Raw genomic sequence first — 15855 nt, 5'->3', positions numbered from 1 at the left:
ACTTGCGTTTATCAAAGCCAGGGCGGTGACGGTTGGTTCGTTTTCGCCGATTGGTATGCCACTGGAATGGCTAGTGGAGGGCGGAGTGTGGTTGCCGCTGTGCGTGTTGGCGGCGACGGTTCTGCTGGTGCGGGCACTCAAACGATTCGAATCGATCGGAAACGCGCCACACCTAAAGGGACTCGGGGCGGCGGGATGGTTTGCGATCGGTTGCACATGCATTGCAGAGTGCTTTGACTTTGGGATTTTGATGTTGCCCAACCTGTTGATTCTGGCCGCCATTTGTGGTGCTGTGATTGGCACCTCAACGCGTTTGTTCCGAAAGCATTCACCACGGCAACACCATGACGTTGTGCCCACCGAAAAAAAGAGAGGGCTACGCGAGAGATGGCTGCGTCCTTTCATTGCAATGCATCGATCGCTTGCAGATCGCTACGACGTGGCCAGGCATTACGATCGCATTCGACGCACTGCGGTGTTGACGATGCTGGTCGTGTTGTCGCTGGTATGGCTAGACACAATTCGCATGGCCCATCTGCAAGCAGTCAGTGACACGGAAATCCGTCGGCTGGCAGGATTGCCTCAACAGTACGATCAGGTATTGGCGAATCACCTAGGCTTCGCTGAGAGCATGTTTGCTGATTCTCCCTTGGAACCTCAACACCTAAGCCAGTCGCTACGGCGTTTGGATGCAAATCCATTTTACAAGTTGTCCGTCGCCGAAGCGATTTTGGCGAGGCAACCACTGCTGGCAACCGCACCGACGGACGCGAAGTTGTCGCCTAAGGAATTACGACAATGGAGAGCGATCGCGAATACCGAAGTTCGACGCACCGTCTACTACGACCAACTCCGGGGCGGACGATTGCCTCGCAATCCTGAATCAGCCTTGCTACCGGGCCAATCGATCGAAAAGCTCCGGCTTGCCAATGCCTTGGCAAGAGAAGCATGGGTCGCTTGCCCGTTGAGCCTTCGTGCCCGCGCAGTGATGCTGATGACTGACTTTGTTAACGAACCGTCGCCTCTCGAAGACTCACAGCAATGGATCAACGAAACCGTGAAGCTTTGGGGCTACAGCCCCAGCGTGCTGATGCGGACGGGACGCTTGGCGCTAGCGCATCCAGGCTACCCATCGGCAAGCCCAATTTTCTCGCGTACGCTCGCGCTGCAGCCAGGACACATCCGTTCATTGTGGCCGTTAATTCGGTCCACGTCCGACGAGGACGCAGTGCAGCGATCGTTGCCCGATGATCCTCAGTTGTTGGTTTTTGCGGTTGCCGAGCTTGACATGCCGCCATCGCTTCGCGAACGAATCGCAGAACGAGCACGAGCATTGCTCGAGCCTCCATCACCCGATGACTCTCCGGTTCAGCGACCGTCACCTATCGAGCAGACGAATGCTCGCACGAGCCTGAAACATCCCGCAGCCGGCCCATTGCCCGATTCGCAACGTGCTTACCTGCTGGGCCGCTTGGCTTTGTCAATGGGCGATACCGATGAAGCGGAGCAGGCTTTGAACGTGGCAGTACGGCTTGATCCAGGTCGAACCGAATACCGCTTGCTGTATGCCCAGACACTACAAACCAACGGAAAACTGGCTGAGGCGATTTCGCAATACAAACGTTGCCAACTGCAATCGCCGAAGGATGGCAGCATTCGTGAAAAGCTGCGGCAGCTATCCCAGCAGCGCAACGCCGATCGTTAGGAACGGCTCGGCAATAAGTTCGTCGGTCGAATCTTGCTAAAAAACACACCGCACGAAGCCGTGCGGATGATGTGAATCGACGAAGGCCATTTTTCGGTCTGTCAAAATAAAGTCCATTGACTATTGTTTTGGGGAGCGGAATACAGCCCTGTATTATCAACGTTCAGTTCAGTACATTCACTGACTGTTTGCGTTCGCAGTTTCCATCTGGCGTGTCGGATGACCAATCGGACGGTAATTTCACTGCAAGTATTGTGTTATCCACGAAATTTCATTCCGTTTCCTCATGAAACCAACTCAACTAAAACATTCGATTCTTCAATACGGCGGACTGGTGGCGGTGCTGATCGCACTGGTCGCCGTGTTTAGCGTGATGAGTAAGAATTTCTTTCAGACAACCACCTTGGTCTCGATCGCGAACCAGATTCCGGATCTAACGTTTCTAGCCGTTGGCATGACGTTGGTGCTGGTGGTGGGCGGCATCGATCTGTCGGTGGGGTCGCTGTTGGCGTTGTCGTCGGCGGTGCTGGGCGTGTTGATGGCAAACCAAGAGTGGCCGCTGTTGGTGGCGTTGCCGATAGCGATGTTGGTGGCAGGTGGATGCGGATTGGTGAACGGTTTCATCTCGGTTGGCTTTGGTATTCCCTCGTTCATCGTCACGCTGGGGATGCTGGAGATCGCTCGTGGTGCGACCAAGGTGGTGACCGATTCGCAATCGGTTTACATCGGCAGCCGTATTGAATGGTTCGGTCAACCGATCGCAGGCATCTTGTTGTCACCGGCATTTTTTATTGCCGTGGCTACCGTGATCGCGGGCCAATTTGTGCTGATGCGGACCGTTTTTGGTCGTTACTGTGTCGCGATCGGCACGAACGCCGAAGCGGTGCGGATGTCGGGTATCCGTGCAGCGCCCTATTCGATCGCGGTGTTTGGGATCAGCGGTTTGATGTGCGGTTTGGCAGGATTGGCACAATCGTCGCGATTGTCGACGGCGGATCCGAACGCCGCGATCGGAATTGAATTGGCCGCGATCGCTGCGTGTGTGATCGGTGGTACGAGTTTGATGGGCGGGCGAGGCAGTGTGATCAGCTCGTTCATTGGCGTGTTGATCATTCAAGTGCTGCAAACCGGATTGGCACAGATCGGGGTCTCGGATGCAAATAAACAAATTATCACTGGCGGCGTGATTGTCGCTGCCGTGTTGCTGGATGCGTTGCGAACCCGTTGGGGACGCGTGAAGGAGTGATTTGCACATCACACGACAGGTTCCCCAGACCGGAACCTGGGAGCGAGCAGAACGACTTTATTACTGACGGATTCACAGCGTAGCCTAGGCTTCCAGCCTGGGAACCACTGCACCCCCAGGCTGGAAGCCTAGGCTACGTTTACTCCACGTATGACACTCGAGAATGAATCGATGAAAACATTGTTTCTAGCTTTGCCGTTGTTGTTTTCGGCGTCCGCAGTCGTTGCCGCGGAAACAGCGACCGCCGAACGACCGAACGTCTTGGTGGTGATCACCGACGACCAAGGGTTTGGCGAATTTTCGTGCCATGGCAATCCGGTGGTGCAGACACCGCACCTGGATCGACTGCACGACGAGAGCATCCGATTGACCGAATTTCACGTCGCTCCGATGTGTACTCCGACTCGAGGTCAGTTGATGACGGGCGTGGATGCCCTTCGCAACGGCGCGATGAACGTCAGCAGCGGACGAACATTGCTGCGACGATCGTTTCCGACCATGGGCAATCTGTTCAAAGAATCGGGGTGGCAGACCGGTTTGTTTGGAAAGTGGCATCTGGGCGACACCTATCCGTATCGGCCCAGTGACCGAGGGTTCCAGGAAAGCGTGTGGTTCCCCTCCTCGCACATCGGTTCCGTTCCTGACGCGTGGCAGAACGACTACTTTGGTGACACCTACGTCCACAATGGCGTCCGTCAAACCTATCGCGGCTACACCACCGACGTGCTGTTTCGCGAATCAATGCAGTGGATGAAGTCTCAAGCGGATGCGGAGCGTCCCTTCTTTTGTTATTTGGCAACCGCCGCGGCGCATCAACCGCACTACGTCCCCCAGCGGAATCATGAAGCGGCGAAAAAGGCATTCGAATCGGTTCGCGACACACTGCCAAGCATTCCAGCGGAGAAAGAATCCGAGCTGATCCGTTTCTTGGGGATGGTTGACAACATTGATGAGAACATGGGTCGGCTCGAGGCGTTTTTGCAGGAAAGCGGACTGCGTGAAAACACCGTGGTTATCTTTCTGACGGACAACGGCAGCACGTTCGGCCCAAAGTACTTCAATGCCAATATGCGTGGCGGCAAAATGACATTGTGGGAAGGTGGCCATCGCGTTCCATGCTTCGTTCGTTGGCCCGCCGGAGCACTGCGGCCTGCGGGTGACGTCAACGGACTAACGCAGGTGCAGGATGTATTGCCGACCTTGGTCGATTTGCTGGGGATGAACGTTCCCACGGAAACTCAGTTCGACGGCATCAGCTTGGCAAACGTGCTGAAGGGAACCGCCACTGTTCCCGAGGACCGGATGATGGTCATCAACTACAGCCGCATGCCCTTCAAAACAGTGCGGACGACGCCGAATAACCCAGCAGTACCGCGTCGCGAAGGGGCGGCGGTGTTGTGGAAACAATGGCGGCTACTCTCGGACAAACAGCTTTACAACTTGGATGATGATCCACTGCAAACACAAAACGTGATCGCCGAGCATCCGGAAGTCACCCGAGCGATGCGAGCTCATTTAAACGCATGGTGGGACGGCGTAAAAGATCAAGCGAACAAGTTCGAGCCATCGATCATTGGCCACGACGCCGAGAATCCTGTTCAGTTGACGGCATGTGAATGGGCCGATGTGTTCATCGATCAACAAAAACAAGTCCGAGCAGGCGATCGCAAAAACGGCGTGTGGCACATCGAGGTAGCCGAGGCGGGCGAGTACGAATTTCGTCTGAGCCGTTGGCCGGATGAGTGCCACTTGCATTTAACCTCGGGGATCGAGGAAACGCGTGTGACCGATGGGGTGCTGCCGGCGGGACCTGCATGGCCAGTCGCAGCGGCTCAATTGCGAGTCGGCAAGCAAAAGCAACAGGCGAAGGTAACCCCCGAATCCGGCGAAGTCCGATTTCGTATGAATCTTCCTGCGGGTCGCACGACGATGCAAAGCTGGTTATACGATGGCGACGGCAAAGAAATCGCGGGTGCTTATTACCTTGCCGCCGAACGATTGCCAAAGACGGAACCGGTAAAGTTGATTCTCGATACCGACATGTCGGGCGATGCCGATGACGTTGGTACGGTGGCGATGTTACACGCCCTGGCTGACCGCGGCGAATGTGAACTATTGGCGACGATCGTCAATCGCGCTGACCTGACAAAGGCGTCGGCTGCGGCAGTGGACGCCATCAACACTTACTATGACCGCCCGAATCTTCCGATCGGCACCGACAAAGTGGGCCCAACCGCACTGCAGCGAACGAGTACGTATGCCCCGAGTTTGCGAGACGGTTTCCCGAACGATATCGGGCCGGACGACAAGGCCCCCGACGCGCTGGACGTCTATCGCGAAACGTTGTCCGCCCAACCGGACGGCAGCGTCACAATCTGTAGCGTCGGAGCGTTGTCGAACCTTGCCGAACTGTGGCGGCGTGAACCTGAATTGGTGAAAAGTAAAGTTCGCCGACTTGTCATCATGGGAGGTGAATTCCCCACATCGAATCGTCCTGAAACCAACATTAAGACCCATCTCGAGGCCTCGGTCGTGGTTGCGAACAAGTGGCCAGGCGAAATCGTGTGGCATGGTTTCGAGATCGGCAATGGGTTGATCACAGGCGAACGTTTAAAGCAGACACCGAGCGACAATCCGGTCCGCCGCGGTTTCGAGAAACGTCGCTACAAAAATCGAGCGTCGATCGACGGTGGCCAACCCAGCTATGATCAAGCCGCCGCTTTGTTTGCCGTTCGGGGTGCCGAGCCTGAGTACTGGGAAGTCGTTTCCGGAGGCCGCGTCCAGCTGGATGCCGAAGGGGTTTCGACGTGGGTCAAAGATCCGTCGAGTCAACACCATTACGTCAAACTCATCTGTCCTGCCAACCAACTTGCCACCGTGATCGAATCACTCATGGTCACCCCGCCGAAGCGTCTCATCCACGGAGAAACGAAATGAATTTGCCACTACGATTGATACTCGCCGGATTGTTCCTAATCCCGCTGGCACGCACCGATGCGGCTGAGGCGGCTCAAACCAAGCCGAACGTCGTGATCATGATTGCGGATGACGTCAGCTGGAACGACTTCGGATGCTACGGCAACCCAGCGGCGCGCACGCCCCATATTGACGCGTTGGCGTCGCGAGGGCTGCGTTTTGCGAATGCTTTTTTGACCGCCAGTAGTTGCAGTCCGAGTCGCGCGAGTATCATCACTGGCCGGTATCCCCACAATCTAGGCCGAGCGGCGGAGCTGCATGAACCGATTGCCGCGAATTTAGCTTGGTTTCCTTCGGTTCTGCGTCAGACAGGCTATTACACGGCGCTTGTGGGTAAGAACCACATGACGCCCGAGCCACCAGCGGCGGGACAATCGCGAGCGACAAAACCGTGGGACTTGGTGGATCCAGGCACAACCCCGGACAACCACGGCGCCGAAGCGCGTTGGACACAAACGATCAAAAATCGCCCAAAAGACAAACCGTTCTTTTGCTGGTTCGCCTCGTTGGATGCGCATCGTAATTGGGATGCCGACAACGAGTGGGTGCCCGAAAACTATGGACCGAAACATCAGTCCGAGGATGTGGTCGTTCCTCCGTTCCTAGCGGATGAACCGGCGACGCGTCAAGATTTGGCTTCGTACTACAACGAGGTGACGCGATTTGACTATTTCGTGGGCGAAGTGACCCAGACGCTCGCGGACGAAGGCGAGCTGGACAATACGCTGATCCTTGTCTTGGCCGACAATGGGCGTCCATTTCCTCGAGCGAAGACGCGACTGCACGATTCGGGAATGAAGACCGCTCTAGTCGCCCATTGGCCCAACGGTATTGCCGAGAAAGGTGTCAGCACCTCCAGTCTGGTCAGCGTGATCGATATTGCTCCGACCGTGGTCGACGTGGCGGGAGCAAAAATGCCGCCAACCTTTCAAGGCGTCAGCATGACACCGATCTTCCAAGACGCTGACGCAACGATTCGTCGCTTTGCTTTTTCGGAGCACAATTGGCACGACTACGAGGCTCACGGTCGCAGTGTCCGAGACGGAGAGTTTCTGTACATTCGCAATGCACGTCCCGAGCTGGCGTGGCAAGGGCCTGCGGATTCGGTCCGGTCGCCGTCGCACCAAACGCTGCGGCGAATGCGTGATGGCGAAAAGCTGAGCGAAGCTCAGGCGGACGTGTTTCTGCAGCCTCGTCCGGTAGAGGAGTTGTATAAAACAGAGGACGATCCAAACCAACTAAACAACTTGGTGTCGAATTCGCAATACAAACAGACGAAAGAACGACTGTCAAAGGTGCTGGATCAATGGACTCAGGAAACCGGCGATGCAGTGCCCGACGAACTGACGCCCGACTACTTCGACCGCGAAACAGGCGACTCGTTGAAGTTAGGTAAGGGTCAAAAGCGTAAGCGAGGAACACCGCCGGGCGGTCCGAACGACGCGATCCATATCGATCACCCTGGGCCGAGGTAGTTTTATCGTAGGCCGGAACGCAGCGGAGCGGAGTTCCGGCTTAGGAGCTGGGAGTGAGGAGTGAGGAGTGAGGAGTGAGGAGTGAGGAGTGAGGAGTATTCGCCCTCCCGTTGGGAGGGCGGTGACTTTGGAGTCGCATGTGGTAGAGCGATTGTCGATGGCAGCGATCTGCCATCTCTCCGCCAACTTCGTCGGTGGAGAGGTGACACCGTGGATAGCGGATTGTTGATTTAATCGAAATGCAAATCGCATTGGTGAGCCGAGGGCCGTAAGGCACCGGGTAATGCGTGGAACCCGGCCGCTCACGCGCGAGCGGCTCACTAAATCAACAAGCCGCCAGCGCCAAAAGGCAACGCTGTGAAGCATTTCTCCCTATAGGAAAACGCGAATTTACTGTAGCGAAAGTCGCAGAGACTTTCGGCCACGCGAGTCAAACCGAAACTCTCTGCGAGTTTCGCTACGAAAAAATGCTTCACACCGTTGGCCAAAAAGGCGAACCGACCGCCGCTCCCGACTGATGACAGGCTGGAAGCCTATCCCACGTGCCAATCGCGACTTTCGCTACGGTGCGGCTGCTTCATTCTCGGTTTCTTTTTGGTGGGCAAATCGTTGCAGCAGTGCTGGTAACATCACGAGGTCTGCGAACAGTGCGCTGCCGATCGTCAGGATGCCCATTGCGGCAAAGATCCGGTGGTCACGCGCATCACTTAGTAACGCTGTACTGAAACCGATGATCAACACGATGGTTGTCATCACCAGCGCGGTCCCTACTCCGACAAAGGCTCGGCGGATCGCTTCGGTTCCGTTGGGCGCCGTTTTCAGTTCCTCGCGGTACCGCGTCAAAAAATGAATCGTGTCGTCGACCGCAATCCCCAAACAAACCGTGAACGCACACACGCTGACCATCTCTAAATTTTCGCCCGTGACCAGTAGAATGAACCCCGTCATCGCTAACGGGAATAGATTTGGAATCATTGAAATCAAGCCCAGTCGCAGCGAGCGATAGACGAACGTCAACACCGCGAAGATGATCAGCGTCGCGGTCCCCAAACTGAACGCGAGATCAACGACGATGCGATACAAATTTTTCCATCGACCGATGGCGCTGCCGGTAAGCTCGAGCCGAAAGTTCGGGTGCGACCTGCGGATCGTTTCGAGTCCTTGCTCAATTCGCTGAAACACGGGGCCGTACGAGGCAATTCCGACGTCTTGAAGCCGCATCACCACCTTGGCGATACGACGCTCGGGAACAAAATAGGCTCGTTTCAGCGGAGGCGGCAATAACTCCAACAGCGACATTCGCGTACCGGGGTCGCCATCCCCTGGCAACGCGTCGATCAGACTGCGAATGGACAACGGATTGCCAATCAGAGGTTCGCTACGAAGCAGGTCATCCACTTCGGCAACCACACGTCCGATCTCGGCATCGTTCGAGGCAACTTCCTTTCGCCACTGGACCGTCACTTCGGCGGTTTCCATCCCGCCAAATTGTTTGTCGATGTGGGCAAGCGCCATCGCCGATTCGCTACCGGAACTCATGTTGCTGGTCAAACGTTGGTCCGGCCGCAGCTGTAATGTCATCGCGGCCAATACCAACGTCACGATAATCGCAGCGACACTGACTTTTCTAAAATGTCGCAGCACAAATTCGATGACGACCGAAATCTTGCTCAAATTTTTGTCGATCAAATTATGTCCGTATCCGGAGTGGACATTGCGTCCCAGTGGGCTGGCGCATGCCAACGGAATGACGGTGACAACGGAGATGAACGTCATCATCACGCCGATCACACAGCAATAACCGAACTCGCGAACGATCTCGTGATGAGCGAGTGCCAAAGATCCAAACCCGATCGCCGTGGTCAGCGATGTCAACCAGCACGCCAAGCCGACTTCGCGGATCGACAACCGAGCGGCATCGGTCGCCGACATGCCTTCGGCGCGATGCCGCCGGATTTGTACCATCATGTGCACGCCATCGGTGAACCCGACCATGCACAGCAACACCGGTACAATCACCGAGTTAAACGGATTGTCGGCGAAACCGAGATAATGCAGCAGTCCCAGTGTCCAAAACACGCCAAAGCAGGGAGCGAGTGCGACGATCACGACCGACGACAACCCGCGAAACAAGATGTACGCGATCACGAGTGCGATCGAGTAACCGATCATCTGGTACTTGCGTTCGTTATCCCGGGTGCTGGCGGCCCAACTAACACGAATGGGCACTTCGCCGGTGACTTGAAACTTCATTTCGACGCCTGGATGATCGGCCACTGCCGCGGTCGCCGCTTCACGCAGCGCGTCAGTGCAATCGTCATCGTCGGTCACAAACAACCAATCGATTCGAACCATCAATAACAGCGTTTTTGCGTCGGACGAAAGCAATTGCCCACCGATCAACGGATTGGCCAACGCACGTTCTTTTGCCGCTTGGAATCGAGCGGGCGAGGCATTTCGCTGCGGCAATATCGGTTCAGGAAGTCCGAAGATATTGAGCATCGGTGCCCGATCCATCCACAAGACTCGATCCACTTGATCAAGCGATTCCAACGCAGCAACCGCGTCGCGAATCGCATCGGCACCCTCCGGTGTGAAGAACTGATCACTTTCCGCCACGACAATCACATCGCCTGCGGCGATTTGAACTGGCGAGACGTTCGGAGTTTTTGCGCGAAGCGACTCGTCAAATTCATCGTCGTCCGACGCGTCAAGTTGGGCAGGCGAAGTGGTGGTCGTTTCCGGCCACAGAATCGTGGGGTCGAATTGCCCCAACCCCATCACAATGGTCCAAATTGTCAGGATCAGGAACGTTACGAGTCGATGGGTGACGATCCAATCAGCCAGCCATGAGATACGAAAGAGCGTCGGGAGTTTAGAAAACACTTCGTGTGAGTTTCCAGATGGGATTTGAGTTTTGCAGTTGCGATAGTTGCATTAGCGGACAAGTTTTAGGCCGAATCAAGGACGCAGTTCATGCCGGATCCGCGCAAACGGTGGTCTTATCCGGTTTGCCTTGGACGGACATGGAATTTTCAATTGCGTCCGCCGATCCGGCATTTATGCCGCTTGTTTGATCCGGCCTACTACTGTTCGAGTGGTGGGACTCGCCAAAATTCCCGTATTTGCTGTTGAGGCTCAAAGAAACTCTGGCGAGTCCCACTACGAAAACAAATGACATTGGACTCACCCCGCACCGCTAACAAACCTGATTGCAACCGGGAAAAAAGGCTAATCCGGGCTGTCGTCTCGTGTTCGTCTACAGTTCTTAGCATCAACGCTGCAAACGACTTAACGATTCCGCTCGGATTTCGTCATGACTGATTTTGCCGTCATCATCATGATCGAATGAACGGAACGCGAACATCCGCACGGAATCAGGCAGCTCGTGCTTAGTGATCACTCCATCGCTATCGGAATCAAATCGTTGGATGTAACGGTCGGCAAATTCCGAGGCTTCATGCTCTTTCATCTTTCGCTGCTGTTCACGACGTTGTCGCTCGGCATCATCCACAGTGGTTTTGCGTGGATTCGATTTGGGGTTCAGTGGCTTTGCGACCGCCACAAACGTCACCGCCATTTCTTGCCAAGTTTGATCGCCCCACGTGACAAATTCGGACGGGTCAGGGTTGGTGGGATTGCCGGCCGAATTATCGAACACCGCGGTGAAGGAGAGTTGCTTCACATCGTCCAGTGGCAACGGTTGGCTCAAGACATAGTTGTGCTGCCAATTGAAGTCGTAGCTTGGAACATCCAACAACGTTTCGGCGCCCGATTTGGTATGCGCTACGAACCGAAACGATTTACCACGCAAATGCATATGCGGCGTGATCGACAACAGCGTGCCGTTTTTGGGAAATCCGCCGATGTCACCGTCGACGGCGTGGCTTGCCGCTCCCGGTGGAATTTCAAACTCCTGCTCGACCCCTCCTAACACATACACTTCGTGAGTGACCTCGTTGGGATCGGCAAACAGCAATCCGATTCGCGTGACATCGTCGGTCGCTTTGCCGGTAGGCGTGTAGTGCATTTGGAACACGAGTTTCGAACCGGCGCGAACGCGTTGGGCATAACCGGGTGGAAATTCGCTTGGCTTTTGGCCGGGAACATACGCGGAAAGAAAACCGATGTCGCGAAAATCTGCGCCGTCGGGAGGACGCACAAACGCGATCGAATGGTGCACCACCGATCGGTTGCCCGGAACGACTTCGGCCGCCCGGATCCATTTATCCTCGGTAAACCCAGGATCGACGACGAAGTATTGGTACTCGATCGTTCCAGTGGCGGGAACATGGAACGGCGTTTCATTCATTGTTACGATTTGGTGCGGAGGTTCGCTCAGCTGCCATCCTGCGACATATTCACGAGGCGGAGGCAATTTACTGGCGTCGCCGTAGGGCATCCCGGCGTCAACCCAATCTGCCAATATTTGCTTGTCTTGCTCAGGCATATGCCGCGAATTGGCAAACGAACCATGGTTGGGATCCGCATGCCACGGCGGCATACGATGTTGGTCGATCACTTCGAGCGACATGTCGGCCCAACCAATGACTTCGTCGTACGCTTCCAACGAGAACGGTCCAATCTCGTCCGCCCGATGACACTCGACACAATGTTTTTGTAACACACGACTGACTTGATCACAGTAGGTTACTTTCGCGTCGGATTCGGTTGTTTTGTTTCTCGGCAATGCGATCAAGCAACCCATTGCCGTGGTTTTGGGATGGGGCACTGGTTTGTTGTCCAGCAGCGCATCGATCGCGTCACGAAGATCGTGCTGCGTCGCCTGTTTTCGCGCGATGCCCGGTTCGTATTGATCGTCGATGCGTCCCGAGTAGCGGACCGTGCCCGAGCGATCGATCACAAAGACCTCGGGAGTACGCGTTGCACCGGATTGGATCGCAACGCGGCGGTCATAGTCTTTGGCAACCGGAAAGGTTAACCGATGATCCTTGACATACCGCTGCAATTCATCCATCGAGTCTTGGATGTTGCTGTTGATCCCAATGAACTGAACGCCCCGGTCGGCGTACTTTTTTGCCAACGCATCAAGCCGAGGTCCATAGATTCGCGCAAGTGGGCATTCGGTGCCGAGAAAACAGAGAACGTGCAGCGAGACGGTGGGGTCGGTGGAAAGCGATACAGTGCTGCCATCGGATCCGGGCAACGAGAACGGCGACACGTGGTTTTGCAATCCATTGGGTGCGGCGACCGAGGCGGTGGGGACCAATGCCAGCAATACGAGCCAGACCACGGCCGTTGAAATCGAGACGCGTTGTGGGTTGAGGGAACGCCCATTTTGCGAAGATTGCTTTGTTATCAGTTCATTCGATATCATATGCAAATTACCCAGCCGTTTCGAAGTAGCTTGATCGATCCGAGAATCGCGTGATGAGAGAGACTGCGTGATGCGACGAATGGTGTCATCATACCGCAGCGATCGCAAAGCGTGAATCGCTGTCGATTCTAGAGAGGGACCTGCACCAAAGGCGAAAGATCAGGAATCGTTCATCGAGATTCGCAGATCGGATCGAGATGGGGATCGAGACCGAGCGAACGCATTTGCAGCGCGAGACGATTGGCATGGGCCGCCAATTGACGTCGCCCTCGCCGCTGCGATCGGGCGACAGCGGTCTGGGCGCGTCGAAGTTGCTGACGGACTTGGGATTCGGAGTACGAGGTTCCTAAGCGGTGGCGTAGCGAATCGGCGGCAGCGGTTCCATACGCGTGGTCGAGTATTTCATCATCAATCGACCAATAACTGCGACATGACCCTGGATCCCCCTGACGACCGGCGCGGCCGATCAGTTGGCGATCGATACGAGCTGCCGAATGGGGTTCGCTGACAATCACGTGTAAACCGCCGGCATCAGCGACCGAGGCATCGAGGGGGATATCGGTGCCACGGCCGGCCATGTTGGTCGCAACGGTTATCTGTCCTGCGGTTCCCGCCGCTTTGACCCATTCGGCTTCACGGTCGACGTGCCTCGCGTTTAACACCACATGCTGCAACCCTCGGGTTTGCAATACACGGCTGAGCTGTTCCGATTTCTCGATCGTTCGTGTGCCGACCAGTACGGCGCGTCCTGCCGCAACGACCTGCTGAATCTCGTCTGCGATGGCATCCAATTTCGCCCCTTCCGTGCGATAGACTTGGGCGGGGTATTCGATGCGTCGCGATGGTTTCCACGACGCGAGCCGCCGAACCGACAATCCATAGACTTCGGCGATTTCGCGACGATCTTCCCAAGCGGTAGCGGTCGTCCCCGACAGATGGGCAAAACAGGCGACAAACTCTTGGATCGTGATCCTCGCAATTGGCATGGATGGCGGTGTGATCGCCACCCCTTCGCGAGCTTGGATCGCTTGATGAAGATCCGCAGCAAACGTTCGATTGACTTGGCCTCGTCCAGTGAATTCGTCCACCAATTGGATCTGATTCTCAGCGACGATGTAATGTTGATCACGGCGAAACCGCAAGGCTGCATCCAGAGCCGTTTCCACCGCATAGATGATCTGAGTGGTTGTCATGGCGTTCATCTCGGCGGGCATTCTCGACCGTAGCACTTTTTGGTGTCCTAACGCGGTCAAAGCAATCGCATCGGTATCCGCCGCGACGACAAAGTCGACGTTGGCTGACAAGTTTTTGGCAAAATCCGCAGACCAACGACACGCCACTGCAGTGTCCGTTTCACCGGTCACCGCCGGGGATGACATTACCAGTGGCGTGCGCGCCTCATCGATCAGCACACTGTCGGCTTCATCGACCAACAAAACATCCATCGTCATCCGCGAATGTCGATGATTTGCCGACGCACTGCGCCGATCCATTCGCTGGTTCAGATAATCGAATCCGAACTGTCGAAGCGTGCTGTAGAGGACATCCGCGTCATAGGCAATCTGCTTTTCAGCGGACGCCGTGTTTGCGGTGATCGAGGCGGCGGTGATACCTATCGTCTGAAAAACGGACCGCAAGAGTTCGCAATCGCGCGTTGCCAAATAGTCGTTTGCGGTGGCGACAAAGACACGTCGTCCGGCCCTTACCATGGCGATGGCGGCCACAGCGATACTGAGTGTCTTGCCTTCCCCCATCGGCAGCTCCACAATCGAAGGGTCGAGTAAACCACCAGCCGCATCGATTTGAGTCGGACGCAGCGTCAGTCCTAATTGATCCTGGATCACCGCAGCTGCTTCGTCGGCCAGCGACGCAGACAACCGAGGATTGCCGAGCGGCCGAGCGGAAGCATCCCGATCGTGGTTATCGTTTAACACCGTTGGATGGCCAGCAGTTCAGAAAGGGTGAACGAAACATCCATGCGTCTGAGCATGGAATACGCGCATCGATAGGTATAGGAAAGCGAGTTGCGATCGGAATCGCGAATTAGCATCGCGACCTCGATCAAGGCGTCTGTATTGCTGACATTCATTTTGATTCCGGCTACAGTTTTGTTAAATAGAAACCGAGGATTCGTGTATAAAAGGGCGACAAGCTGTGCATGCCCCCTCCCATCTGCTTGGAGCTTGCTGGCGCACGGGTCTTGTCGTTGCCGTTATGACGCGAAAAAAATGGGGAACGGTCCAGTTCTTGCATTTACTTCCGTGAAACTCTCTACCTGAACGCAAACGGCGATTTTACCGTGTCAACTATTCGGCCTTTTTGCAACGTCGACTTACCGCGATTGGTGGATGTCTGGATCGAACACTGGTCTTGCATCGGATTGTCGCCTCCGGTGGCGATGGCGACCATCGAACAGGCCATCCTGGCTCGCACCTTTTTCGATCCCGCCAATCTGCTGGTCGCGTTGTCCGACGGTCAGGTGCGAGCTTGGTGCCATGTCGCGGTGGACCGTTATCCAGAGGAAGCGGGACAGAAGACCGATCATGATACAGGGTTTGAACACGACCATATGGGTCGCATGCTGGCACTATGTTTCTCGCCCAACGGGGGGCTCGAAGTTTGCGAACCCTTGTTAGCCGCCGCCGAGGCTCGAGTTCAGGAACTCGGCAGCCATTCGCTTCGCATCGGGCTCGTTCGCGACGGCTACGATGGCTACGTTGGTTTGCCGCCGATTGGCCATGGCATTGGCGTTCCCGAAGCAGACACCCGCACCACATCGTTGCTAACCGACGCGGGCTATACGGCGAGCGATCCTATCTCGCGGTTAGTGGTATCAACGAGCCCGTACCGGCCCCCGGTTAATCGCGAAGCCCTGCAATTACGACGAACAACGCGAGGCGTTCGCGAGCCTCGGATGCCGGTCAAACCGCGATTGGCGTCCGCGATGTCACATTTTGATATCGAACGTCACAAGATTGTGAACCATCGCACCGGCGAGATGTTGGCCGAGGTGGAACTTTGGTGCAGTGACGTCGAGGCCCAAGTGATGAATTGTGCCCAGCAATCCTCGATCTTTCGCCGTTAGAGCAGGGCGATCGGATGAGTGGCGCGGAAA

The 15855-nt window shown here is 55.8% G+C and carries 9 protein-coding genes; 5 read left to right on the top strand and 4 right to left on the bottom strand.

Annotated elements, in window-relative coordinates:
• The 4 genes from RMSM_RS04280 to RMSM_RS04265 form a co-directional block, all read left to right on the top strand.
• On the top strand, window positions 1-1705 hold a 1705-nt coding region (locus RMSM_RS04280), incomplete at its 5' end, for a tetratricopeptide repeat protein (RefSeq protein WP_236622000.1).
• 286 nt (window positions 1706-1991) lie between these two features.
• Complete coding sequence (locus RMSM_RS04275; protein ID WP_008692083.1) at window positions 1992-2951, top strand: ABC transporter permease; 960 nt, start codon at window positions 1992-1994, stop codon at window positions 2949-2951.
• 171 nt (window positions 2952-3122) lie between these two features.
• Window positions 3123-5888 (top strand): sulfatase-like hydrolase/transferase, encoded by a 2766-nt coding sequence (locus RMSM_RS04270; RefSeq protein ID WP_201766999.1) that lies wholly within the window; start codon window positions 3123-3125, stop codon window positions 5886-5888.
• On the top strand, window positions 5885-7402 hold the full coding sequence (locus RMSM_RS04265; RefSeq protein ID WP_008692076.1) for a sulfatase family protein: 1518 nt from the start codon (window positions 5885-5887) through the stop codon (window positions 7400-7402). The genes RMSM_RS04270 and RMSM_RS04265 overlap by 4 nt, the downstream gene beginning before the upstream one ends.
• Window positions 7403-7963: 561 nt before the next feature.
• Here RMSM_RS04265 and RMSM_RS04255 read toward each other — a convergent pair.
• The 4 genes from RMSM_RS04255 to RMSM_RS40645 form a co-directional block, all read right to left on the bottom strand.
• Window positions 7964-10288, bottom strand: coding sequence for an efflux RND transporter permease subunit (locus RMSM_RS04255; protein WP_144057367.1), 2325 nt, complete (start codon window positions 10286-10288; stop codon window positions 7964-7966).
• A 388-nt stretch (window positions 10289-10676) separates the two neighbouring features.
• Window positions 10677-12656 carry a redoxin domain-containing protein gene (locus RMSM_RS04250; protein WP_160168224.1) on the bottom strand — a complete coding sequence of 660 codons (1980 nt, stop codon included), beginning with the start codon at window positions 12654-12656 and terminating at the stop codon, window positions 10677-10679.
• 254 nt (window positions 12657-12910) lie between these two features.
• Window positions 12911-14674: a preprotein translocase subunit SecA gene (locus RMSM_RS04245; protein ID WP_008692066.1), complete on the bottom strand. Its 1764-nt coding sequence runs from the start codon at window positions 14672-14674 to the stop codon at window positions 12911-12913.
• Window positions 14668-14829 carry a hypothetical protein gene (locus RMSM_RS40645; RefSeq protein ID WP_008692064.1) on the bottom strand — a complete coding sequence of 54 codons (162 nt, stop codon included), beginning with the start codon at window positions 14827-14829 and terminating at the stop codon, window positions 14668-14670. Before RMSM_RS40645 ends, RMSM_RS04245 begins: the two co-directional genes overlap by 7 nt.
• Window positions 14830-15039: 210 nt before the next feature.
• Here RMSM_RS40645 and RMSM_RS04240 point away from each other — a divergent pair, with 210 nt between their 5' ends.
• Window positions 15040-15825 (top strand): hypothetical protein, encoded by a 786-nt coding sequence (locus tag RMSM_RS04240; protein ID WP_052031480.1) that lies wholly within the window; start codon window positions 15040-15042, stop codon window positions 15823-15825.
• Window positions 15826-15855: the final 30 nt, after the last annotated feature.

The sequence above is a fragment of the Rhodopirellula maiorica SM1 genome (assembly GCF_000346295.1).
Classification (GTDB): Bacteria; Planctomycetota; Planctomycetia; order Pirellulales; family Pirellulaceae; genus Novipirellula; species Novipirellula maiorica.
The sequence above is the reverse complement of the archived record's forward strand: the minus strand, read 5'-3'. Positions and strand labels throughout refer to the sequence as shown.

Excerpts from the sequence above, each read along its gene's own strand:
- RMSM_RS04275 (WP_008692083.1), top strand. The coding sequence starts at position 1,992 with ATGAAACCAACTCAACTAAAACATTCGATTCTTCAATACGGCGGACTG.
- RMSM_RS04265 (WP_008692076.1), top strand. The coding sequence starts at position 5,885 with ATGAATTTGCCACTACGATTGATACTCGCCGGATTGTTCCTAATCCCG.
- RMSM_RS04270 (WP_201766999.1), top strand. The coding sequence starts at position 3,123 with ATGAAAACATTGTTTCTAGCTTTGCCGTTGTTGTTTTCGGCGTCCGCA.
- RMSM_RS40645 (WP_008692064.1), bottom strand. The coding sequence starts at position 14,829 with ATGAATGTCAGCAATACAGACGCCTTGATCGAGGTCGCGATGCTAATT.